Annotated in this window: 20 protein-coding genes; 7 read left to right on the top strand and 13 right to left on the bottom strand. The window is 62.4% G+C overall.

The window, feature by feature from the left end:
• Positions 1–13: 13 nt before the first annotated feature.
• The 9 genes from RPG13_RS15410 to RPG13_RS15370 all read right to left on the bottom strand — a co-directional run bounded on the left by RPG13_RS15410 (position 14) and on the right by RPG13_RS15370 (position 8,265).
• Positions 14–481, bottom strand: coding sequence for an RES family NAD+ phosphorylase (locus RPG13_RS15410; RefSeq protein ID WP_126102973.1), 468 nt, complete (start codon positions 479–481; stop codon positions 14–16).
• Entirely contained in the window at positions 481–924 is a 444-nt protein-coding gene (parS, locus tag RPG13_RS15405; protein ID WP_245458070.1) for a type II RES/Xre toxin-antitoxin system antitoxin, read from the bottom strand. Before parS ends, RPG13_RS15410 begins: the two co-directional genes overlap by 1 nt.
• 133 nt (positions 925–1,057) lie before the next feature.
• A complete protein-coding gene (locus tag RPG13_RS15400; RefSeq protein ID WP_337125427.1) occupies positions 1,058–2,023 on the bottom strand; it encodes an ABC transporter ATP-binding protein in 966 nt (321 codons plus the stop codon).
• Positions 2,024–2,025: 2 nt separating this feature from the next.
• On the bottom strand, positions 2,026–3,033 hold the full coding sequence (locus RPG13_RS15395; RefSeq protein WP_292710724.1) for an ABC transporter ATP-binding protein: 1,008 nt from the start codon (positions 3,031–3,033) through the stop codon (positions 2,026–2,028).
• A 2-nt stretch (positions 3,034–3,035) separates the two neighbouring features.
• Positions 3,036–3,953, bottom strand: coding sequence for a dihydrodipicolinate synthase family protein (locus RPG13_RS15390; RefSeq protein WP_126102976.1), 918 nt, complete (start codon positions 3,951–3,953; stop codon positions 3,036–3,038).
• Positions 3,954–3,970: 17 nt separating this feature from the next.
• Positions 3,971–4,861, bottom strand: coding sequence for an ABC transporter permease (locus tag RPG13_RS15385; protein WP_095486474.1), 891 nt, complete (start codon positions 4,859–4,861; stop codon positions 3,971–3,973).
• Entirely contained in the window at positions 4,861–5,820 is a 960-nt protein-coding gene (locus tag RPG13_RS15380; RefSeq protein ID WP_126102977.1) for an ABC transporter permease, read from the bottom strand. The genes RPG13_RS15385 and RPG13_RS15380 overlap by 1 nt, the downstream gene beginning before the upstream one ends.
• 86 nt (positions 5,821–5,906) lie before the next feature.
• Positions 5,907–7,493: an ABC transporter substrate-binding protein gene (locus RPG13_RS15375; protein WP_442921340.1), complete on the bottom strand. Its 1,587-nt coding sequence runs from the start codon at positions 7,491–7,493 to the stop codon at positions 5,907–5,909.
• Positions 7,494–7,533: 40 nt separating this feature from the next.
• Positions 7,534–8,265 (bottom strand): FadR/GntR family transcriptional regulator, encoded by a 732-nt coding sequence (locus RPG13_RS15370; protein ID WP_245329942.1) that lies wholly within the window; start codon positions 8,263–8,265, stop codon positions 7,534–7,536.
• Between the two features lie 129 nt (positions 8,266–8,394).
• Here RPG13_RS15370 and RPG13_RS15365 point away from each other — a divergent pair, with 129 nt between their 5' ends.
• The 4 genes from RPG13_RS15365 (at position 8,395) to RPG13_RS15350 (ending at position 12,168) form a co-directional block, all read left to right on the top strand.
• Positions 8,395–9,366 carry a Gfo/Idh/MocA family protein gene (locus RPG13_RS15365; protein WP_292625985.1) on the top strand — a complete coding sequence of 324 codons (972 nt, stop codon included), beginning with the start codon at positions 8,395–8,397 and terminating at the stop codon, positions 9,364–9,366.
• The gene (locus RPG13_RS15360; RefSeq protein WP_292625983.1) at positions 9,363–10,358 is read left to right on the top strand and encodes a Gfo/Idh/MocA family protein; all 996 of its coding nucleotides are present in this window, start codon (positions 9,363–9,365) and stop codon (positions 10,356–10,358) included. The genes RPG13_RS15365 and RPG13_RS15360 overlap by 4 nt, the downstream gene beginning before the upstream one ends.
• The gene (locus RPG13_RS15355; protein WP_337125426.1) at positions 10,348–11,298 is read left to right on the top strand and encodes a dihydrodipicolinate synthase family protein; all 951 of its coding nucleotides are present in this window, start codon (positions 10,348–10,350) and stop codon (positions 11,296–11,298) included. Before RPG13_RS15360 ends, RPG13_RS15355 begins: the two co-directional genes overlap by 11 nt.
• A gap of 99 nt (positions 11,299–11,397) precedes the next feature.
• Positions 11,398–12,168 carry a TIGR01458 family HAD-type hydrolase gene (locus RPG13_RS15350; RefSeq protein ID WP_337125425.1) on the top strand — a complete coding sequence of 257 codons (771 nt, stop codon included), beginning with the start codon at positions 11,398–11,400 and terminating at the stop codon, positions 12,166–12,168.
• A 12-nt stretch (positions 12,169–12,180) separates the two neighbouring features.
• Here RPG13_RS15350 and RPG13_RS15345 read toward each other — a convergent pair whose 3' ends face one another.
• Complete coding sequence (locus RPG13_RS15345; RefSeq protein ID WP_292625980.1) at positions 12,181–13,713, bottom strand: FAD-dependent oxidoreductase; 1,533 nt, start codon at positions 13,711–13,713, stop codon at positions 12,181–12,183.
• A 405-nt stretch (positions 13,714–14,118) separates the two neighbouring features.
• On the opposite strand from RPG13_RS15345, the gene RPG13_RS15340 reads away from it, so the two are divergent.
• The 3 genes from RPG13_RS15340 (at position 14,119) to RPG13_RS15330 (ending at position 17,807) form a co-directional block, all read left to right on the top strand.
• Positions 14,119–15,090 carry an SDR family oxidoreductase gene (locus tag RPG13_RS15340; RefSeq protein WP_095486618.1) on the top strand — a complete coding sequence of 324 codons (972 nt, stop codon included), beginning with the start codon at positions 14,119–14,121 and terminating at the stop codon, positions 15,088–15,090.
• Between the two features lie 125 nt (positions 15,091–15,215).
• Positions 15,216–16,928, top strand: coding sequence for an HAD family hydrolase (locus tag RPG13_RS15335; RefSeq protein WP_128284619.1), 1,713 nt, complete (start codon positions 15,216–15,218; stop codon positions 16,926–16,928).
• A gap of 18 nt (positions 16,929–16,946) precedes the next feature.
• A complete protein-coding gene (locus RPG13_RS15330; RefSeq protein WP_126102986.1) occupies positions 16,947–17,807 on the top strand; it encodes an NmrA family NAD(P)-binding protein in 861 nt (286 codons plus the stop codon).
• Between the two features lie 54 nt (positions 17,808–17,861).
• Here the strand turns inward: RPG13_RS15330 and RPG13_RS15325 are convergent, their stop codons facing one another.
• Genes RPG13_RS15325 through RPG13_RS15315 form a run of 3 tightly spaced genes read right to left on the bottom strand, consistent with a single transcriptional unit; the run spans position 17,862 to position 21,800 of the window.
• Complete coding sequence (locus tag RPG13_RS15325; protein WP_337125424.1) at positions 17,862–20,141, bottom strand: xanthine dehydrogenase family protein molybdopterin-binding subunit; 2,280 nt, start codon at positions 20,139–20,141, stop codon at positions 17,862–17,864.
• Positions 20,138–21,166, bottom strand: coding sequence for an FAD binding domain-containing protein (locus tag RPG13_RS15320; protein WP_095486463.1), 1,029 nt, complete (start codon positions 21,164–21,166; stop codon positions 20,138–20,140). Before RPG13_RS15320 ends, RPG13_RS15325 begins: the two co-directional genes overlap by 4 nt.
• Before the next feature lies 1 nt (position 21,167).
• On the bottom strand, positions 21,168–21,800 hold the full coding sequence (locus RPG13_RS15315; protein ID WP_337125423.1) for a (2Fe-2S)-binding protein: 633 nt from the start codon (positions 21,798–21,800) through the stop codon (positions 21,168–21,170).
• Positions 21,801–22,015: the final 215 nt, after the last annotated feature.

The following is a 22,015-nucleotide window of genomic DNA, read 5'->3' as shown; positions in this document are numbered from 1 at the left end:
TACCAACCCGCAGTCACCCTTTGAATAGCCGAACGTCAAGCTCGAACGGATCGACACGTGCGATTTTGATTCGGGCCGCGGCAGGATGACGAGGATTGATGAGAACATTGTGATCTGGTCCGTCCGAGATCGGGACAATGGCTGACGGAACAAAGAACAGAGCAGCGCTGACGCTGTTCAGCCACTCATCGCCGACTCGTTGCGTAAATGCCTCCCGTTGTCGCCAATCGCCCGGGAGATTAATGAGATCGTATCGGTCAGCGCCAATATCATCGGGCACGTCGTACGACACCATCGCAAGTCTCGGAAGCAGCGTTGGATCCTCGACGTGCACCAGCTTCTCCAGCACGCAAAGTGAAGGCGACGTGGCACTGTATGTGACGGGATGACCGACTGTGTTCCATCTTCCATCGAACAACAGCCCGTAGCCGCCATCGATAGCCGTAGCGTATCGAAGTCCTGACAGCCGCCAAAGCCGCATCAGGCGGCGGCACCCCAGGCGATTTTTCCAAGAATGGTCTCGATAACACGCGCGCCAGCCTCAGTCTGCGCGATGGTCAACGGCGTTTCACCGCCAAGTTCGGCCAAGCCTCTGCGCAGCCATGTGTTGGCCTTTTCAGCATCTCCGAACGTCTCTTCGGCAAATGACTGAATCCGTACGAGCCGCACCGCCCGATCAGACTCGTCTACCGTCAACGGTTGATCCTTTTCCGCCCGGTGGCGCCTGGTCCGTTGCGGGATGACAAACTTTTCGATCTCCTGATCGCTCAGCCCAGCGAGCGAAAGTCCTCTCAGTGCGGCAAGCGGCAGTCGGCGTCGCACGATCATGGCAAGGTCTGCCTGGGAAGTTACCTCCGTCCCGAGCACCGGGGCTCCTCCCAGCTTGCGGGCGATTTCGCTAATCACTGTGACAGGCATGGACATGGCAAAAGCTCAGCGGCAACATGCCTGATATGTTAGGGCAGATTGCCGCGATTGCAAGCCGGACCGCAAAGTAATTTCGGTGCCGCTTCGCGGAAACGAGGATCCCGACTGCTGGAACGTCACGCCAGCTTGCCTAGGCGATGTCGTCGCGAATGCAGGCCTTCAGATGGCCATCTGACGTTGCCCGCAGCGGCGGGACGATGCCGGCACAAGCGTCTATGGCGACCGGGCAACGGGTTCGGAAAACACACCCGGTTGGCGGATTTGCGGGGCTTGGGATGTCGCCCTTCAGCACCTGCCGGGTCTGCTTGGCCAGCGGGTCGAGCGACGGAATGGCCGACAGCAGCGCGCGCGTATAGGGATGCTGTGGCCGAGCATAGAGCGCGGCCGCCGGTGCAACTTCCATGATGCGCCCGAGATAGAGAACGATCACCGTGTCGCAGATATATTCGACGACGGCCAAGTCATGCGAAATGAACAGCATGGTGAGACCGAGCCGGATCTGCAGGTCGCGCAGAAGATTTATGATTTGCGCCTGAATGGAGACATCGAGGGCAGAGACCGGCTCATCGGCGACGATGAATTCGGGTTCGAGCGTAAGCGCCCGGGCGATGCCGATGCGCTGACGCTGCCCGCCCGAAAATTCGTGGGCGTAGCGGTCATAGGCATCGACTGGCAACTCGACCGCAGCAAGTGCTTTCTCCGCCCTCGCCCGCCGCTCGCGCCTGTTGCCGATGCCCTGAATATCCAGGCCTTCGGTCAGGATCTGCCCGATGGTCATGCGCGGCGACAGACTGGCAAACGGATCCTGGAAAATATACTGCATCTTGCGGCGCTGGCGAGCCAGCGGGCCGGCGCTCAACTTAGTGATATCGACGCCGTCAAATCTTATTTCGCCGGACGTCGGCTCGATGAGACGCAGCACCGAGCGGCCGATCGTGGTCTTGCCCGACCCGGATTCGCCGACGAGGCCGACCACCTGGCCGCGCGCGATATCGAAGGAAATATCTTCCAGCGCCCTGACGATGGGACCGCGCGAGAACGCCGTCGGCGCAAAATGCTTGGTCAGGTTCCTGACCGAAAGGAAGGGGGCATCCATTGTCAGAGATCCTCCCAGCGCAAACAACGGCTTTTCTGGGTCGACGTCGCCGCGAACAATGGCGGTACAGCAGTGCGGCAGGCATCGACAGCCAGGGCGCAACGCGGCGCGAAGGAGCAGCCCTTGGGCAGCAAGGCCAGCGATGGAACATTGCCGGCGATGGTTGGAAGCGGCGTTCCTGCTGCCTTCAGCGTGGTGGCTTGGCCAAGCCGTGGCACCGAACGCATCAGCCCGGCGGTGTAGGGATGACGCGGACGGGTGAACACCTCGCTCACCGGACCCGATTCCACGATGCGCCCGGCATACATCACCGCGACCCGGTCGGCGATCTCGGCAACGACGCCGAGATTGTGCGTGACGAACAGAATGCCCATGCCGCGTTGCGCTTGCAGCTCGGCCAGCAGGTCGAGAATCTGGGCTTGGATAGTGACGTCGAGCGCGGTGGTCGGCTCGTCGGCGATCAGCAAGGTCGGATTGCAGGACAGGGCCATGGCGATGGTGGCGCGCTGGCGCATCCCTCCCGACAGCTCATGCGGGTATTGCCGCGCCCGCCGATCGGGATCGGGAATGCCGACCTGAGCCAGCAGCCGCACGGCGTCGGCGGCCGCATCACGATGCGACTTGCCGAGATGGATGCGGATCGGCTCGGCGATCTGTTCGCCGATCGTGTAGACCGGATTGAGGCTGGTCATCGGCTCCTGGAACACCATGCCGATGTCGTTGCCGCGCACCTTGCGCAGCGACTCGGGATCGAGGCCGGTCAGCTCGGTGACAGTGCCATCCCTGCGCCGCAGCGCGATCGAGCCCTCGGCGATGTGTCCGATCTTCTTCGGCAGCAGGCCGATGATCGACAGGCTGGTGACGGATTTGCCCGATCCGGATTCGCCGACGAGCGCGACCGTTTCACCCGATCCGATCGTCAGATCGACGTCCTGCACGGCGGCGATGTCGCGTCCGGCGATACGGAACACGGCCCGCAGACCGGAAATCGAGAGAATCGGAGCGTCCACGGTCAGCGCATCAACCCGACGTCGCGAAGGATGATTTCGACCTTTGCGGTTTCCTCGTCGTTCAAGCTGCGTTGCGGCCGCGCCATGGTGTTGGAGGCGATGATGCCGAGGCTCTTCATCGCTGTCTTGAAGGCGCCTACGCCGGCCGAGCCGGCGCTTGTCCTGCCGAGCGAGATCCAGACGATCTCGAACAGCTTCAACAGCCGCTCCTGTTCCACGCGGGCTTCGACGTGCTGACCCGCCTGCATCAGGTTCCACAGCTTGACGTAGCCGTGCGGATCGACATTGGCGAGGCCCGGCACGACGCCATGCGCGCCCATGGCAAGCACGCTGTCGACCAGGATCTCGGATCCGGTCATGCCGAAGAAATTCGGATCGTTGGCCATGTCCTTGAGCACATAACGCAGATTGCCGTCATCGCCGCTGGAATCCTTGATCCCCGCGATAACCCCCTCGCTGGCCAGGCCGACGGTGGTCTTGCGCTCCAGCTTGACATGGACGCAGACCGGAATGTCGTAGGCGATAATGGGGATGTCGACCGCATCCTTGATATAACGGAAGTGATCGCCGATCTCGGGCTGGCTGGTGCGGGCATAAAAGGGCGCGGTGACCACGACGGCGTCGGCGCCGGCCGATCTGGCTATCTTGGCGTGATTGATGACACGATCGGTCGTCGGGTCGATGACCCCGGCGAAGATCGGAACGCGGCCATTGTTGACCTTGACGGCGTGCTCGATGATGGCCCTGCGGCCGGCCCCGTCATAAAAGACCACCTCGCTGGTCGAGCCGAGCACGAACAGCCCGTGAACGCCGCCGGCGAGCAGGTTCTCGATGGTCCGCGTGAACGACGGGAAGTCGACACTGAAATCGGAATGGAGCGGGGTGACGACAGGTGGCACGACACCGGTAAACAGGGGCATTTTGAAAACCTTCAGGTTCAGTTGAGATCGGAACGGGGATCGAATGCATCGCGCAGGCCGTCGCCGATGAAGTTGATGGCCAGAACGGTGAGCACGAGCACGGCGCCGGGAAACATCCATTGCCAGGGATATTGCTCGAGCACGACGGTGGAGCGGGCGAGATTGAGCATGTTGCCCCAGCTGGCTTCGGGCGGCGCGATGCCGAGGCCGAGGAAAGAGAGGCCGGCTTCGAGCAGAATGGCGTTGGCGATCTGCAAAGTGGCGTAGACGACAAGAATGTCGATGCAATTCGGCAGGCCGTGACGGAACAGGAGATGCGGCAGCCCCGCCCCCATGCCACGGGCGGCGACGACGAAGTCGCGCTCGCGCAGCTCGAGCAGCCGGGCGCGCACCATGCGCGACAGCACCGGCCATGAGAGCAGCGAGATCACCAGGATGGTCGGCGCGATGCCGGTGCCGGCAATCGAAGCGAGCACGAGCAGGAAGATCACCGGCGGCAGCGTCATTGCGAGATCGACGAAGCGCATCACCGTGCCGTCGACAACACGGCCGCCGAAGCTGGCGACGGCGCCGACCAGGAAGCCGATGACGATCGAGATGGCGACCGAGCAGACGGCGACCAGCAGCGAGATCCGCCCGCCTTGCAGCAACCGGGCCATGACGTCGCGGCCGACGCCGTCGCTGCCTAGCCAATGAATGGCCGACGGTCCCTTGTTGATCGCCCTGAGATCGATCGCGTTGGGGCTGAACGGCCACCATAAATGATAGGTCGAAACCGCCAGCAGGATAGGGATAACGATAAACAGACCGGCGCGCGCCGCACGATTTTCAAAGAAGCGGTCGAGCGCGCGGCGGAGCGGTCCTTTGGTTTGCGGCACAGCTGTCGGATCTGGCGCGGTGATCGTCATCACGACACCTGAATGCGCGGATCGACGACGGCATAGACGATGTCGGTCAGGAGATTGACCAGAATGACGCAAATGCCGATTACCAGAGTGGCGCCCATGATCACCGGGTAATCCCGTGTGCCTACGGCGTTGACCAGCAGCAGGCCCATGCCCGGCCAATTGAACACGCTTTCGAGGAAGATCGCGCCGCCGATCGCGATGCCGACCGTCGACCCGATCAGGGTGATAACCGGCAGAAGCGCATTGCGGGTCGCGTGCTTGATGATCACCCAGAACTCGCGCACTCCCTTGGCGCGCGCGGTCCGCACATAGTCCTGGTTGAGCACTTCCAGCAGCGATGCGCGCATGTAGCGCATGATCAGCGCGGCGTGTCCGATGGACAGCAGGCAGGCGGGCAGGACGAGGTGCGCGAGCACGTCCGATATGGAAAAAGGTGCGCCGGCGGTCTGCATGCCGCCTGATGGCGCCCAGCGCAGCAACACCGAGAAGAAGTACAGTCCGAGAAGCGCCGTCAGAAAAGCCGGGCTGGAGATGCCGATGAAAGAAACCACCGACAGCGCGATGTCGGGCAGCGCGTTACGGCGGACGGCACTGAAGATGCCGGCGGAAATGCCGAGCACGATGGCGATGGCCAGGCCGGTGCCCATCAAGAGCGCGGTCGGGCCGATGCGCTCCATGACCAGCGGCAGCACGGCAACGCCGCTGCGCTGGATCGAATAGCCGAAGTCGCCGCTGAGCGCGGCGCGAAGCCAGGCGAGGTATTGCACGGGAAGCGGCTGGTCGAGCCCAAGCCGGTCACGCAGGACTTCGAGGTCGGAAGCAGACATCGGGCTGGACGGGTTGATATACGCGTCGATCGGATCGCCGGGCGCCAGTCGCAAAAGGATGAAGATGAGGACGCTCAGAGCGACCAGCATCAGCAGTCCTGTAGCGCTGCGGCGGGCAATGAAACTCAGCATTGGCTGTCCGTGGTGATGGTGAGCGGAGCCGGCATCAGGCCGGCTCCTTGCAAAGGTGGGCCTGGAGTGGCCCGCCAGGCGTTTTTTTACTGGATGTCCCAGCGTTCCGGGTGAGCCGCGAAAGGACCGCCGGCAGGCGCCGGCGTCCAGACAAAGTCACGCAGTTTGTTGGAGGCGACGCCATAGCGATTGGCTACCCATAATGTCGCCCAGGGCAGATCCTTGTTCATCACCTTGCAGACTTCCTGCCAGGATTGATCGATCTTGGCCGGGTCGGTCTGGCCGAGCGCGGCGTCCAATGCAGCGCTCAGGTCGTCGAACTCGATGCGCATGGTGTTGAAGCCTGCCGGCGGAATCTGGGACTTGTTGAGACCCGGGCTGATGCCAGCCGGATTTGGCCCGTTCTGCAGGCCGGCATAGACCATCGCAAACGCGTTCCAGTCCGGCGTGCCTTCCTTGTAGACGATGCCGTTATAGGTCGGCGTATCGACGACACGCGGCACAACATTGATCCCGACCTCGGCCAGCATCGACTGTATGGCGGCCATCACATTGGCCGCTTGCGGCGAGCCGTAATAGGTCAGCAAGGTGATGGGCTTATCGCCGTTGATCTTGTCCCAGCCCGCCTCAGCAAGCAGAGCCTTGGCCTTTGCCGGATCGTAAGCATAGGTCTCGAGGCCTTCGGGAAGCAGATGCGGCGCGACGTAGCCGCAATTGGCCGGTTTGGCCGCCCCGCCATAGAGGCTCTCGATGATGGCATTGCGATCGATCGCGTACATGATCGCCTGGCGGACGCGAACATCCCTGAAGAGCTCGACCTTCTGGTTGAGCCCGATGTAGTTGACTACATAAGAAGCGCCCTCGATCGCCTTGAAATTGCTGTCGCTTTTGAAAGATACCGCGTCGTCGGGCTCGACATAGGTGAACTGGATCTCGCCGGCGCGCAGCGCGGCAACGGCGGCCGCCGGGCTCTCGAAATACCGGTTGATGAGCACGGCGGCCTTCGGCTTGCCGCCGCGATAGTCGTCATCCGCGGCCAGCTCGACATATTGATCGCTGACATAGCGATTGAATTTGAAGGGGCCGGTGCCGACCGGAGTGGTGGACCACCAAGTACTTGTGGCCAGCGTTTCCGGTGGGATCGCGGCCAGGGCATGCTCCGGCAGGATCATCACCTGCGAGAGAATGGACAGGAACGAGCCGTTGGGCTTCGACAGTTTGACGACGACGGTGCGATCGTCCGGCGCGTCGACCGACGCGATGTCGCCGAGACGCGCGGCAAACAGGCTGCCGGACGCTTTGTTCCTGGCGAGCTCAAGCGTGAACTTGACGTCCTTGGATGTGAACGGCTTGCCGTCGTGCCAGCTCTCTTGGACGAGGTTGAACGTATAGGTCAGCTGGTCGTCGCTGACCCTGTAGTCCTTGGCCAGATCGCCTTCGAGTTCGGTCAGGTCGGCGTTGTAGATGACCAGCGGTTCAAAATAGGTGCTGAGCCAGGTAAAGCCGCCGGTCGCAGCCAGCGGATTGAAGTTCTTGGGAAAGCCGCCGGGGCCGACGTCGAAGCCCCCGGTTATGGTCTTGGCACCCTGTGCCTGGACGCTGGTGTGCAGGCCGATGCCGCCGAGCAGCAGCCCGATGACGGCCAGATGACGAGCGATAGTCTTGATGCGCATGGTTTCCTCCCTTGGCATTGTCAGGTAGTTCGGCGTTGGGTCAGGTCGTTCGGTTTTTGGCGATCACTTGCTGAATCCCCCTGTAGTGGTCGTCGAGGCGCTGACGCGCCCGGTCGACATCCTTGGCGGCAACGGCCTCGACGATCTCGTGATGGTCGCGCCACGTCGCCAGCGGTGTCGGATTGTCGAGGCTGGTGAAGTTCGAGGCCTTGTTGAACGCCACCCAGAAGATGTCGATCAGCGCGCTCAGCATGTGATTGTTCTGGCAGCGGAACAGCAGCTGATGGAATTGCTGGTCCTCTTCGGCAAAGCTCTCCTGGCGCTCGGCGCGCCGCCGCATGCTTTCGGTCAGCTGGCGCAGCGCGGCGATGTCTTCGGCGCTGATCATCTCGATGGTCTTGGCGATGAGGCCGGTTTCAAGGACGCGGCGGATCTCGCGCAGCTCCTCCACGTCGCGCAACGAATCCTGCAGGCCATATGCCAGATTATCCAGCAAGGGCTTGAACGAGAATTCCTTGACGAACACGCCGATACCGCGGCGCGTCTCCAGAATGCCGATCGACTCCAGCGCCTTGATAGCTTCGCGCACCGAGTTGCGGCCGACGCCGAGCCGCTGCGCCAGGAAGGTCTCCGGAGGCAAGGGATCCCCCGCCTTGAGCTTGTTGCTCTGGATATATTTCCTGAGGCTCTCCTGCACGCTGACGTGAAGCAGCGGCGGTCTGGTCAACGGCTCGATCGACTTAGGTTCCGAGATCGGCTTGGGTTCTGAGATCAACTTGGGTTCCGGCATTTTGCTCCCAGCGCCGCTGCAATTGCGCCCGATGGCGCGTCACAAAGCGGTCGATGCTTGTAGCATAGCGACTTGTAGGATATCCTGCAAGTAAGAGGATTCGTCACTGAAATGAAGATTGTCCTGGCCGGATCGAGCCACTGGCACGCCGAAATGCATCTCGACGCCGCACACTCTTGTGGCGCCGAAATTGCCGGCATTTGGGATGAGGACGCGGAGCATGCGCGCGCCTTCGCGGCGCGTCATCATTTGCCGTTCATTGCGGATTTTGCGAAAATCCTCTCCAGCCCGCCTGATGTGATCCTGCTGATGGGTCATCCTTCGACGGTGCCCGCGCGGGCGCGGGCCGTCATCGAAGGTGGCATACCGCTGATCCTGGAAAAGCCGGCGGCGAGCAGCACCGGGGCGTTGGCCGCGCTGCGCGACCTGGCGAGGCAGCACCAGGCCTTTGTCAGTGTTCCCCTGCCCAACCGCTTTGGGCCGGCCGTCATTGGCTTTGAAAGGCTTCGCCAGCAAGGCCGCGCCGGTGCGGTTGCGCATTGCCAGTTCCGGCTGGTCAATGGCCCGCCGCAGCGCTATGCGGCCGACGGTGTCGCCTGGGTCGTGGATCCGGCGATCGGTGGCGGCGGCGCGCTGAGGAACCTCGGCATACACGGCATCGACGCCGCGCTCAGCCTGGCAACCGGCGGGCTTAGGCTGAAAGCCGTTTCGATAGAGAACCGCATTCACCGCGCCCCGGTCGAGGACCATGCGCTGCTTGTGCTGGAAGACGCTGCCGGAGCGTTGTTCGTCGTCGAGGCGGGATATACTTTCGCGTCGATGCGCCCCGGCGGCGACTTTGAATGGCGCATCGTCAGTGCGAATGCGACCCTCATCGACTATGGCGACCGCGCCATCTGTGCGACGCTCGACGATGGCGTTATCGTCGACTTGCCGATCGAATTGCCGGCGACGCGGTATCGGCTATGCATGGGCGACACGCTCGACCGGCTGGCCCGAAAAGCGCCGCCGGCAATTTCGATCGATGACTATGTTGCGGCGATGTCGCTGATCGACGCCGCATATGAAAAGGCAGGACGATGATTGGAATAGGCATTATCGGAGCGGGCGATTTCGGCGGGGCCCATGCAAGGGCAATCAAGGAAGTGCACGGCCTGCGCCTCGTCGCATCGTGCCGCGGGAATAACGATGCCCTGGCCGGCTTCACCGCCGAACATGGTGGTCGCGGCTACACCGACTGGCGCAAGCTGCTGGACGATAAGGATGTCGACGCCGTCCTGATCGCCAGCCCTCACCATCTCCATGCCGAAATGGCGATCGGAGCGGCAAAGGCTGGCAAGCACATCATGCTCGAAAAGCCGATGGCGCCGACGGCGGCGGCCTGCGATGCGATCAATGCCGCTGTGGCCGCCGGCGGCGTCAAGCTGATGGTGGCCCATCTCATGCATTTCGCCCTGCCCTGCATGGCGGCTAGGCAAATGCTGGAGGAAGGAACGCTCGGCCGGCCGCTCATCGGATCGAGTTGGATCATCAAGCTGTGGATGGAGCACAATCGCCGCGACTGGCATCTGCGCAAGGCAACCGGCGGCGGCATGCTGTTGACGGCCGGCATTCATGCGCTCGACCGCCTGGTCTGGCTGATGGATGACGATGTCGTGTCGGTGAGCGCCATGCTCGGCGCCAAGTTCCATGACCAGGAAGCCGACGACACCGCCCTGCTCGGACTGCGTTTCGCCGGCGGCGGGCTCGGCCAGGTGCAGAGCATCGGCTACCGCAATGGCGCGACCGGCTACGCCATGGACCTGGTCTGCGAGCAGGGAACGCTGCGCATCGACATGGACCGAGGCACGATGCTGGGGCGCGATGCGGTCTGGACCGACCTGCCCGGCTCGTTCGAGCCAAACTGGATGCACAACGCGCTGGTGCGCGAATGGACGGCGATGGGCGATGCCCTTGCAAACGACAAGCCGGTGCCGGTCGATGGTGCCTATGGACGCAAGATCATCGGCATCATCGAGGCCGCCTTCTCGTCGAACGAAACCCGGCGCGAGCACGAGATCGCCGGTGCGCGCTGAGCTGGACGACCATCTGACCCATTTGCCTGCACAGGCGCCGCGCGGCGTCTGGGGCGCGGTGATGCTGGCCATCGACGACCGCGGTGCAATCGACTGGGAGGCGACGGAAGAGACGATCGCGCGGCTTTGCGCGGCCGGTGTCGACGGCATCTATTCCAACGGCACGGCCGGCGAGTTCCACTGCCAGACCGAGCCTGAGTTCGATCGGCTTTGCGACCTGGTGGCCGCGTCAGCGGCTCGCGCGCGCCTGCCCTTCCAGATCGGCATCAGCCAGTCCAATCCGCGCGTCGCGCGCGAGCGGCTGACGCGGGCATCGGCGCTCCGCCCGGCGGCGATGCAATTCACCTTGCCTGACTGGTGGCCGCCCAGCGACGATGAGGTCATGCGCTTCGTCGGCGGTCTTTGCGAGACTGCGCCTGACACGCCGGTGCTCTACAATCCACCGCACGCCAAGCGCCGCCTGACGCTCGAAGGCATCGCCAGGCTGCATGCAGCCGTGCCATCGCTGGTCGGCGCCAAGCTGCCGGGCGGCGACGCCAACTGGTACGCCGACATGCGCCGCGAACTGCCGGGATTTTCGGTCTTCGTGCCCGGCCATACGCTGGCGACGGGATTTGCCCAGGGCGCCCACGGCAGCTATTCCAACGTCGCCTGCCTCAACCCGAAGGGCGCGGTGACGTGGTGGCAGATGATCCGCACGGATGCGGCAGCCGCTGCCAAGGTCGAGACGCGCATACAGGCCTTTCTCGCCACGCACGTTCTGCCTTTTCGCGCTCGCTACGATGTCAGCGATGCGGCGCTCGACAAAGCGATGGCGGCAGCCGGCGGCTGGGCGCCGCTTGGCTCGCGACTGCTCTGGCCTTACAGCTCGGTTCCCGACGAGGCGATCGCGACATTGGCCGAAGCCGCACGCACGGCCTTCCCCGAATGGTGGGAGTGAGCGGCGGTTAATCGAGTGCGCCTGCCCTGATCCAAAAGGAACCAACCATGGCCTTGTTCCGGATTTGACGCACGGCGGACTCGTGATCATGCTGGACCGATGACAAGAGGTGTACTGCTTGACCTCGCAGGCGTCATCTATGATGGCGAGACCGCCATATCAGGCGGGATCGACGCTGTCGCGCGTTTGCGCCAGGCCGGTTTGGCCGTACGCTTCGTGAGCAATACCACGCGCTCGTCGAAACAGGGGGTTCTCGAACGTCTGGAGGCGATGGGACTCACCGTTACCAAGGCAGATGTTTTCACGCCGGCGCACGCTGCTCGCGAATGGCTGCTTCGCAATGGCCGTGCGCCATACTTGTTGGTTCACCCCGGCCTTGCGCCGGATTTTGACGAGCTGCCGGATCGCGGCAAGCGCGCCGTCATCGTCGTCGATGCCGGAGACGCCTTCACCTATGCGGCGTTGAATGACGCGTTTCGCGAACTGAGTGCGGGGGCCGAATTGCTGGCCCTTGCCACCAACCGGACGTTTCGGGACGCCGACGGCGGGCTCAGCCTCGATGCAGGGCCATTCGTCGCGGCATTGGAATTTGCCTCCCTGAAACGCGCAACTGTCCTCGGCAAGCCCTCTTCGGCATTCTTTCTGTCGGCGCTGGCAAGCATGGACTGTCCGCCGGATCAGGCGATCATGGTCGGCGACGACGCCGAGGCCGATATAGCTGGCGCCCTGCGCGCCGGAGTTTCGGGCGCATTGCTGGTGCGGACAGGCAAATACCGGCAGGGCGACGAGAAACGGTTTGATCCGCGCCCGACCGCAACCGTCGCCGATCTCGCGGCGGCAACCGACTGGATCATTGCGCACCGCGGATAACAGCGCGCTTCGCTAGGTCATTTGACGCTCCATTTCCACCTCGGCCCCTAGACTTTCGATGTCGCGGAAGATCGAAGCGACAGCCAGCATGCGCCCTTCGCGCTTGAAGCGGAGCAGGCAATCCTTGGCAATGATGTCTCCATCGACCACGATCTCGTCCCATTGCGCAGCATGGCCGACGTAGTTGATGGGAACGTCGTAATGCTGGCTCCAGAAGAACGGAACGGCGACGAATTTCTCGCGATGGCCGAGCATGTTGAGGGCCGCGGTTCGCCCCTGCCTCTCCGCAACCACCCAATGCTCGACCCGAATGTTCTCGCCACTGTGAGGATCTGGCCACCGCGCAATGTCGCCGGCCGCGAAGATGCCTGGTGCGCTCGTCTCCAAAAAGGCGTTCACGACGACACCGCGGTCAAGGATGAGCCCCGCCGTTTCGGCAAGCCCTGTCCGCGGTCGCACGCCGATGCCGGCGACGACGAAATCCGCCGCCAACGTATCGCCACTGCTGAGTTTCACCTTGCTGCCGTCGATGCTGCTCGCGGTGTCCTCGAGATGGAATACGACACCATTCTCCTCATGGAGGGCGCGGATAAAGTCGCCCATTTGCGGACCCAGGATCCGTTCCATGGGCCGTTTTTCCGGCGCCACGACATGAACTTCGATCTCGCGCGAGCGCAGGGCCGCGGCAACCTCCAGACCAATGAAACTGGCGCCAAGCACGACGGCGCGGCGCGCAGTCGTGGCTCGCTCGATGATCGCCTTGCAATCTGCGAACGAGCGCAGCGTGTGAACGTGTGGTTGGTCGGCGCCCTGTATGGTCAGGCGAACCGGTTCGGCTCCGGTCGCAAGGAGTAGCCTGTCGTAAGGAGTCCGTGTCCCGTCCGCGAGCACAATTTCGCCAGAACGTGTATCGATGCTGGCGACGTTCGCGTTGAGACGCAGGTCGATATCGTTCTTCGAGTAGAAGCTTTCTCCGCGGAGCGGAATCCAACTCTCCGGTGCTTTGCCGGCGAGGTAGTCCTTGGAAAGATTGGGCCGATCAACGGGCGGCGCTTCGTCGTTGCTGAGCATGACAATGCTGCCTTGATAGTGTTCGCGCCGCAGTTTTTCTGCCGCCGCGAAACCGGCCGCGCCGCCGCCGACAATGACGATTTTCTCTGGAACCTGGCCGGAGCTTCCATTGCGCGGCTTGGATACCGTCCGCTTGCGCTTCTCGCCCACGAATATCCGATCATCGCGTTGTTCCACCGACCAGCACGCGAGTGGACTGAAAGCAGGGGCACGCAAGGCCTCGCCTGTACGCAAATCGAAGCACGCGTGATGCCAGGGACACCGGACGGTGTCTTCCACCACCAGACCGTCGACGAGCGGCCCGCCATAATGTGTGCATGTCGCCCCGATGGCGAAGACCTCGGCCCCGCGGCGCACCAGCAGCACCTGCTCATCGCCGCAATGGCCGAGAAGCTTTCCGCCATCGGGAAGGTCGGATAACGCGATGCCCTCGACCAGATCCGGCCCGTTTGGTTTGGTATGACCTTCAGCCATTTTCCTCTCCCTTGGCGCGATCCGCTGACAAAATCGCCTGTACGCCGAGAAGCGGGAAATCTTCAGGTCACCAGCCTCGGAATACCTTCTGCTTGGCCAGCGCCTTCAGGTTCTCGGACACCGCTTGTGCCCAAACGTCCGGCCGCATCATTCGTTGCCAGTTGGGCAGTACGCGCCGTCGATTCCTGGCGTTTTGGGTTCGCTGCGATCAAGAACATTCGGCGCCTGCTGCCAAATTTGGGGGGGGCGATTCTCATCGGCGGTTTGTCGAAGGTGGCGCTCATCACTCGTTGCCGCGGCTGCAATGGTCGCTTGTCGAACGCATCGCGGACTGAAGAATGACGCCGTCGCGCAAACTTTTTCGCCGGACATGCGTTGTTCATCCTTCAAGCCAAGGAGGCAGCCATGCAGATGAAATCGGAAATCGCCGGCGAGGCCGCCAAGCAGCGCCATATCCAGCGTCGGATCGATGCCAAGGACAAATCGAAATCGAGCGGCAAGCAACAAGGCGCCATGCAGGCCGGAGCACGCAAATATCCCGAGCCGCCCTTTCCTGAGCAGCACCAGCCGAAGCCGGGGCACGAATGGGCGATCGAGCCAGCGCCGCTTTACGATGCGCCATTCTATATCGGATCGAAAAAGCTCGACGGCAAAGTGGCTGTCATTACCGGCGGCGATTCCGGCATCGGCCGCGCAGTGGCCGTGCTCTATGCGCGCGAAGGCGCGGATGTAGCGATCGTCTATCTGTCGGAGGACAAGGATGCCGAAGAGACAAAGAGGGCCGTCGAAGCCGAAGGCCGGCGCTGCATCCTGATCAAGGCTGACGTCAGCGAACGCGACCATTGCCACAATGCGGTGGCTGAAGTGGTGAAGGAATTCGGCCGGATCGACGTGCTGGTCAACAACGCCGCTTTCCAGATCCATTCCAGCGAATTCAGCGAGCTGACCGAAGAGCATTTCGACACAACGCTGAAGACCAACCTCTACGGCTATTTCCACATGGCGCAGGAGGCCGTGCCGCATATGAAGCCCGGCTCGGCGATGATCAACAGCGGCTCCATAACCGGCATCGAGGGCTCAAAGCAACTGGTCGACTATTCGATGACCAAGGGCGGCATTCATGCCTTCACGCGCGCGCTTTCGGGCAATCTTATCGAAAAGGGAATTCGGGTGAATGCCGTGGCGCCGGGCCCGGTGTGGACGCCGCTCAACCCATCGGACAAGCAGGCCGGTGACGTGTCGAAATTTGGCGCAGACACGCCGATGAAACGGCCGGCGCAACCGGAGGAGATCGCGCCCGCCTATGTGTTCCTCGCCTCGCCGCACTGCTCGAGCTACATCACCGGCGAGATACTGCCGATTATCGGCGGCTACTGAGTGGGTATCCTGCGCCGCAACACTTGTCCGCTCGGCTCGATCACGCCTTTGCGGAATGGCATCTCGTCGTGCGACCTCGCGTGTGGCGGTGGTAGCGGCGATCTCAGACATGAAATGGTCGACAAATGTATTTCATCGCCTTGGCAACAGACTATGACGGCACGCTGGCGCACGAGGGGATCGTAGCTGAAAAGACGGTTGCGGCTCTCGAACGGGTCAAGAAAAGTGGCCGCAAGCTCATTCTCGTCACAGGACGAGAACTGCCCGACCTCAAGCGCGTTTTTCCCGAGATCGGCCTGTTCGACAAGGTCGTCGCCGAAAATGGGGCGTTGATCTACACGCCTGCCAGCGAGGAAGAACGTGTGATTTCACCGGCACCGGCGCCCAAGTTCGTCGCCAAGCTAAAAAAGCACGGCGTCAAGCCGCTTTCAGTCGGACGGTCGATCGTTGCGACCTGGGAACCACACCAGGCAACAGTTCTTGAAGTGATCAAAAAACTTGGGCTGGAACTGGAAATCATCTTCAATAAGGGCGCGGTGATGATCCTGCCGAGCGGCATCAACAAGGCAACCGGGCTGGCCGCTGCACTTGAGGACCTGCGGCTTTCACCACACAATGTGGTCGGTATTGGCGATGCTGAAAACGACCACGCCTTCCTGCAGGCCTGCGGCTGCAGCGTCGCCGTCGACAATGCACTTGTGGCGGTCAAGGATACAGCAGACCTGGTGACGCGCGGCGCGCGTGGAAAAGGCGTCGAGGAACTGATCGAGAAACTGGTAAAGCGCGATCGGGAACTTGTCCGAAAACGCCGCGACGGCATTCTTCTCGGCTCGGTCGGCGGCGACGAAGTCTATCTGACGCCGACCGACACGGTTCTGATCGCCGGAAGCTCCGGCATCGGCAAATCCACCTTGGCCACCGCGCTGACGGAACGCTTCGTCGAGAACGGCTTTCAGTTCTGCATTTTCGACCCGGAAGGCGACTATGATGGCCTCGAAGGTGCCGTCCGGATAGGCGATGGCTCGAGCGCACCGACAAAGGCACAAGTGCTCGACCTGATCGAGAAGCCGGACACCAGCGTGGTCGTCAATGGGCTGGCGTTACGGGTCAACGAGCGACCGGACTTCTTTGCCGATCTGCTCCCCGGCCTTGGCAGTTTCCGCTACCGTACGGCGAGGCCACATTGGCTGGTCATCGACGAGGCACATCATCTTCTGCCCAAGAAGCGCGACGACACACGCGCCGTCCTATCGTTGGAATTGCCGGGCACCGTCCTGATCACCGTTCATCCGGAAGCGATTTCGACCGATGCCCTGCGCCTGGTCACTGCCGTCATTGCGCTCGGTCCCAAGGCCAAGAATGTCATCAAGGCCTTTTGCCATGAGACGGATACCAAGCCGCCAAAGGATATTCCGTCGCCAAAAGGCGAGCGCGTGTTGTTCTGGCGGCCTCAAACCCGCAAGAAAATTGCCATGGTCAAGGCGATCGAGCCGCGCCAGTCACTCAAGCGTCACAGCCGCAAATATGCAGAAGGTCACCTAGACGAGGCCGGCAGCTTCTATTTCAGAGGTCCCGACAACGCGATGAACCTGCGGGCCCATAACCTGATGATCTTCGCTCAGATCGCCGAAGGCATCGACGACGGGACTTGGGAGCATCACCTGCGTGCCGGCGACTATTCCGAATGGTTTCGCCATCAGATCAGGGACAAGGAGCTGGCGCGCGAAGCCGCCGAGGCAGAGAAGGACGAAATGCTCTCGGCGCAGGAAAGCCGCAAGCACGTTCTGGATGCAGTACGTCGCCGGTATACGGCTCCTGCCACCGCCCCGGAGGAATAGGAAGCGAAAGGATCGGCCATGCACATCATTCTCGGAGGCACCGGCCATGTTGGTTCTGCTGCAGCCATGTCGCTGCTACAGCAGGGCGAAGCGGTCACCATCGTAACTCGCGACCCATCGAAAGGCGCTGACTGGACCCGGCGTGGCGCCGAGATCGCAGTGGCGGATGTCCACGACAGCGAGGTCCTTCGTCAGGTCTTTCGTCAAGGCGAGCGGCTGTTTCTGCTCAATCCGTCGGCCGACCCATCGACCGACACCGACGTTGAAGAGCGCAAGACCGTTGCCGCCATCACTGCAGCTCTTGAAGGATCTGGATTGCGAAAGATCGTCGCGCAATCAACCTACGGCGCTCAGCCCGGCGACCGATGTGGCGACCTGAACATCCTTTACGGGTTGGAGCAGAAACTGCGCGCCCAGCCGATCCCTGCCAGCATCATCCGGGCGGCATATTATATGAGCAACTGGGATTTCTCTCTTGAGACTGCGGAGCAGGATGGTGTGGTGAACACCTTTTTTCCGGCGGACTTCAGATTGCCAATGGTGGCACCGGACGACCTTGGGCGCGTCGCTGCCCGCCTGCTGAAAGAGCCGATCGAACAGACAGGTACCCACTATGTCGAAGGGCCGGCGCGCTATACTGCGTCCGATGTCGCGGCTGGTCTGAGCGACGAGTTACGAAAAGACATTCAGGTCGTGACGGCACCGCGTGAAAAATGGCAAGAGACCTTTGAGGGCATGGGCTTTTCCAGGGCCGCTGCCGAGTCGTATGCGCGCATGACCGCCCTCACTCTGGACGAGCTTGAACTGCCCGCCGATCCCGAGCGTGGCACTGTTACCCTGCAACGCTACATTTCCGATTTGGTGGCCCGACGCAAATAGCGCAGCAAAGCAACAATGACTAGCTCTGTATTTTCAACCCGTTACCGGAACAAACTATACTATTAAATTCTCTATTCTGATCGGCAGATCGCGGATACGCCTGCCGGTGGCGTGATACACCGCGCTTGCGACGGCGGCTGCCGTTCCGACATTGCCGAGTTCGCCCAATCCCTTGACGCCGGCCGGGTTGACCGCGTGATCGACTTCCGGGACGAGGATCACCTCAAGCTGCTTTATGTCGGCGTTGACCGGCACCAGATAGTCCTGCAGGTCGCGGTTGACGTAGCGGGCGTGGCGCCGGTCGATTTCGGTCGCCTCGTGCAGGGCCTGACCAATGCCCCAGATCATGCCGCCCATCAACTGGCTGCGCGCGGTGCGCGTATTCATGATGCGGCCGGCGGCAAAGGCGCCGACGATGCGGGGTACCCGGATCTCCCTCGTGTAGCTGTTGATGCGCACTTCAACCAATTCTGCGCCATAGGCGTATTTCACCGAATCCTCGTCCTGATCGCCGCCGTGGAATTCCGCCTGCCCGGCATAGAGCTTCTTCAAGGCCTCCGGCGACGAGCCTTTCGGCGCAAACTCGGCATATTCCTCGAGCGCGCCGATCTGCATCGCGTTGAAGACGTCGGACAGTCTGGCCGACTTGCCGCTATCGGTGACGACGGCCTCCTTTTCCATTTCCAGCATTGCGTTGCCGGACCCCGCCAGTGGTCCGCCCTCCCCGACAGCCGCGGTGAAGAGTTTTTCGCGAATCGCGTCGCAGGCTTTCAGAACCGCCGAGCAGACACTTGCGGTCGAAATCGAGCCGCCAGAGACCGGCGCCGGCGGCAAGGTGCTGTCGCCCATCTCGACGCTCACCTTGTCGATATCGACGCCAAGCCGTTCGGCCGCCATCTGCCCCGCTACGGTGCGCACGCCGGTGCCGATCTCGTGCGAGCCGGATTGGACACGAACATGGCCGTCGTCGGTCAGGCGGACACGGGCTGCGCAGGGTGCTGCGGCGGTCGGGTAGATGGCGGTCGCACAGCCCATGCCGACCAGCCAGTCGCCATCACGCATCGAGCCTACTGCCGCTTCGCGCTTTGACCAGCCGAAGGCCTCCGCGGCCTGGTCATAGCACTTGATCAGCGATCTGCTGGAGAACGGCTTGCCGCCGATCGGTTCCTTTTCCGGCTCGTTGATGCGGCGGAATTCGACCGGATCCATGCCGAGTTCCACAGCCATTTCGTCCATGGCGTTTTCGAGCGCATAGACGTAGGGCGTCTCGGGCGGCGAACGCATGTAGCCGGGTGTGTTGCGGTCTGCATGCACAAGAGAGACGCGGGTCAGCACCGAGCCGTAATTGTACATGCGGCTGGTCGCCGAGGTGCCGCCGACGACATAGGGATCGAGTCGCGAGGTCACTTCCCAGCCTTCGTGACCGAAGGCGGTGATGCGGCCGTCCCTGTTCGCGCCGATACGGATGCGGTGCCGGGTCTCCGCCCTATAGGTTTGTGTGTCGTAAGCCTGCATGCGGCTGACCACGCAGCGCACCGGCCGGCCGACCCGGCGGGCCGCGACCGCCACGATCGCCGTGCGGGCGGTCATCGGCCCCTTGGAGCCGAAAGCACCGCCGATATAGGGACTGACGATCCGTACATTGGCCGGGTCGATCTTCAGTTGCCGTGCCAGTTCGGTCTTCCAGCCGGTGACGTTCTGACTTGGCTCGTGCACGGTGAGTTGGTCGCCCTGCCACCACGCCGTCGTGGAAAACAGCTCGATCGGATTGTGGTGCTGGGTCGGCGTCGAGTATTTCTGGTCGATCTTCACCGCAGCCGCAGCATAGGCCGCGTCGAAATCGCCGGCTTTAAGGTTCTCCTTGTACATCGGACTTTTGCCGGCGGCAGGCTCGATCCTGGTTCCCCGGGAATCGAAGCTGGCGCTGGGTGTTTCTTGCGCATAGTCGGCGCGGATCAGCATAGCTGCCTCCGCCGCCGCCTCGAATGTCTCGGCAACCACCAGAGCGATGATCTGGCCGTCATGGAAGATGGTCTTGTCGTGCAGCGGAGCGATCGAGCTTGCGCCGGCATTGCCGAATTCTGGCTTGTCGACCTCATCCATATCACCGACGCTGACGATATCGAGGACGCCGGGCACCGCACGGGCCCTCTCGAGCCGGAGGGCGGAAATGCTGCCCTTGGCGATGGTGCTGGTGGCAAGCACGCCATAGGCGACATTCGCGGTCGCAAGGTCGGCTGGGTAACCAGCCTGGCCGGTAACCTTCAGGCGGGCATCGATCCGGGGAACGGGATTTCCCATATTCTCTTTCGGCGCGGGGGCAGCTTGGTTCATGATGGGACCTTCATGTCGCGTGTTTCGAGCAAGGCTCGCACCAGAGTGCGTTTGCCGAGTGGCACCTTGAATGCATTGTGTTCCCTTGGCTTCGCCTCGGCGAATGCGATCTCGGCGGCGGCCTCGGCTGCATCGCGATCGAGCACCTTGCCGTGCAATGCCTCTTCAGCCGCCCTTGCGCGCCAAGGCACGGTCGCCACGCCGCCAAGCGCTATGCGTGCTTGCCTGACCTTGTCACCGTCCATATCGAGAGCGACGGCCGCCGAGGCCAGCGCAAACGCATAGGATTCGCGATCGCGGATCTTCAGGAAGCGCGAGCGGTGGCTCCAGGCCCTGATTGGAACATCGATGGCTACGATGACTTCGTCGGCTGCCAGATCTGTCTCTATGTTGGGCGTATCGCCGGGCAGGTGGTGCAGCTTGGCGAAAGGTATCCTGCGCAAGCCCTTCCTCCCCTCGGCTTCGATGACGGCGTCGAGCGCGATCAGGGCCTGGGCGAAATCGCCGTGATAGGTAGCTATACAGGTGTCGCTGGTGCCGAGGACCGCATGCTGCCGGTTCAAGCCTTCCAGCGCAGCGCAACCGGATCCCGGCTCGCGCTTGTTGCACGGCCAGGATGTCTCGCGAAAATACTCGCACCGCGTCCGCTGCAGCACATTGCCGGCCAGGCTGGCCATGTTGCGGATCTGGCCGCTGGCCGCCAATTTCAGGCTTTCGGCAAGCAGCGGGCAACGGCGCTTGATCTCGGCCCTGTCTGCCGCCTCGCCCATGCGAACCAGCGCGCCGAAACGGATGGTGTCGTCGCTGATCCTGATCTGCCGCAAGGCCGGTTCGGCCAGACCGTTGAGATCGAGCAGGCGCTCGGGCTGCGCCACGCCAAGCTTCATGTAATCGGCCATATTGGTGCCGCCGGCGATGAATTGGGCGTTGGCCTGTGTCGGGGGAACGCGCGCATCAGTAAAATGCGAGGCGGCGGCGACGGCCGCGGAAACGTTGGTCGGTCTTTCGTAAGCGAAGGGGCGCATCTCAGGCCCTCCTGGTCTCGTCTCGCGCCTGGACAATGGCGGCGACAATGTTCGGATAGGCGGCGCACCGGCATAGATTACCGCTCATATATTCGCGGATGTCGTCTTCCGAACCGGCGTGGCCCTCGTTGACGCAGCCGATGGCTGACATGATCTGGCCCGGCGTGCAGTAGCCGCACTGGAAAGCATCATTGTCGATGAAAGCCTGCTGCATCGGGTGCAGACTCCCGTCGACGGAAGCGATCCCCTCCACGGTCGTGATTTCACGACCTTCATTCATGATGGCGAAGCTCAGGCAGGAAAGCACACGCTTGCCATCGACAAGCACAGTGCAAGCCCCGCACTGGCCGTGGTCACAACCCTTCTTTGTGCCCGTCAGGCCGACATGATCGCGCAGCGCGTCAAGCAGGCTCGTGCGATTGTCGAGGGCGAGATTGTAGGCTTGCCTGTTGATGCGAATCGAAATCGTCGACAGATCGCGCGGCCCGGCCAAACTTGCGGTTGATTGTTCAGCCGCTTTCACCGACTTCGCCAGCGGCGGCGCAGCCGCGGCCGCCGAAACGGATCCGGTCATGAAGCCGCGTCGGCTGAGGACGGGCAATGTGGGTTTGCTGGGGGATTTGGCATCGGACATGGCTGGCTCCAGGCTGGCTGCGTCTCAAGCCGGCCAAACCATCCGCTGAAGCCAAGGTTCCCTCCCTCACGCGCCTGTGATCGCGTCTCCTCCAGACGCGCGGTCCAATCGCCAGCTTCGAATTGGCATTCGGAACTCTCCAGCCGTCATTTCGTTCAAACTCAGTCGACTGAAAAGACGACAACGCAAAAGCCGACATGGCGTCTGGAGTGAAA

It is taken from the genome of Mesorhizobium sp. ISC15, from assembly GCF_037162615.1.
Classification (GTDB): Bacteria; Pseudomonadota; Alphaproteobacteria; order Rhizobiales; family Rhizobiaceae; genus Mesorhizobium; species Mesorhizobium mediterraneum.
Note: the sequence above shows the minus strand (reverse complement) of the source record. Positions and strands in the feature narration are given on the sequence as shown.

What these genes read in the sequence shown, in the direction of transcription:
- RPG13_RS15410 (WP_126102973.1), bottom strand. Translation starts at nt 481, where the DNA reads ATGCGGCTTTGGCGGCTGTCAGGACTTCGATACGCTACGGCTATCGAT.
- parS (WP_245458070.1), bottom strand. Translation starts at nt 924, where the DNA reads ATGTCCATGCCTGTCACAGTGATTAGCGAAATCGCCCGCAAGCTGGGA.
- RPG13_RS15400 (WP_337125427.1), bottom strand. Translation starts at nt 2,023, where the DNA reads ATGGATGCCCCCTTCCTTTCGGTCAGGAACCTGACCAAGCATTTTGCG.
- RPG13_RS15390 (WP_126102976.1), bottom strand. Translation starts at nt 3,953, where the DNA reads ATGCCCCTGTTTACCGGTGTCGTGCCACCTGTCGTCACCCCGCTCCAT.
- RPG13_RS15385 (WP_095486474.1), bottom strand. Translation starts at nt 4,861, where the DNA reads ATGACGATCACCGCGCCAGATCCGACAGCTGTGCCGCAAACCAAAGGA.
- RPG13_RS15380 (WP_126102977.1), bottom strand. Translation starts at nt 5,820, where the DNA reads ATGCTGAGTTTCATTGCCCGCCGCAGCGCTACAGGACTGCTGATGCTG.
- RPG13_RS15375 (WP_442921340.1), bottom strand. Translation starts at nt 7,493, where the DNA reads ATGCGCATCAAGACTATCGCTCGTCATCTGGCCGTCATCGGGCTGCTG.
- RPG13_RS15365 (WP_292625985.1), top strand. Translation starts at nt 8,395, where the DNA reads ATGAAGATTGTCCTGGCCGGATCGAGCCACTGGCACGCCGAAATGCAT.
- RPG13_RS15360 (WP_292625983.1), top strand. Translation starts at nt 9,363, where the DNA reads ATGATTGGAATAGGCATTATCGGAGCGGGCGATTTCGGCGGGGCCCAT.
- RPG13_RS15350 (WP_337125425.1), top strand. Translation starts at nt 11,398, where the DNA reads ATGACAAGAGGTGTACTGCTTGACCTCGCAGGCGTCATCTATGATGGC.
- RPG13_RS15345 (WP_292625980.1), bottom strand. Translation starts at nt 13,713, where the DNA reads ATGGCTGAAGGTCATACCAAACCAAACGGGCCGGATCTGGTCGAGGGC.
- RPG13_RS15340 (WP_095486618.1), top strand. Translation starts at nt 14,119, where the DNA reads ATGCAGATGAAATCGGAAATCGCCGGCGAGGCCGCCAAGCAGCGCCAT.
- RPG13_RS15335 (WP_128284619.1), top strand. Translation starts at nt 15,216, where the DNA reads ATGTATTTCATCGCCTTGGCAACAGACTATGACGGCACGCTGGCGCAC.
- RPG13_RS15330 (WP_126102986.1), top strand. Translation starts at nt 16,947, where the DNA reads ATGCACATCATTCTCGGAGGCACCGGCCATGTTGGTTCTGCTGCAGCC.
- RPG13_RS15325 (WP_337125424.1), bottom strand. Translation starts at nt 20,141, where the DNA reads ATGAACCAAGCTGCCCCCGCGCCGAAAGAGAATATGGGAAATCCCGTT.
- RPG13_RS15320 (WP_095486463.1), bottom strand. Translation starts at nt 21,166, where the DNA reads ATGCGCCCCTTCGCTTACGAAAGACCGACCAACGTTTCCGCGGCCGTC.
- RPG13_RS15315 (WP_337125423.1), bottom strand. Translation starts at nt 21,800, where the DNA reads ATGTCCGATGCCAAATCCCCCAGCAAACCCACATTGCCCGTCCTCAGC.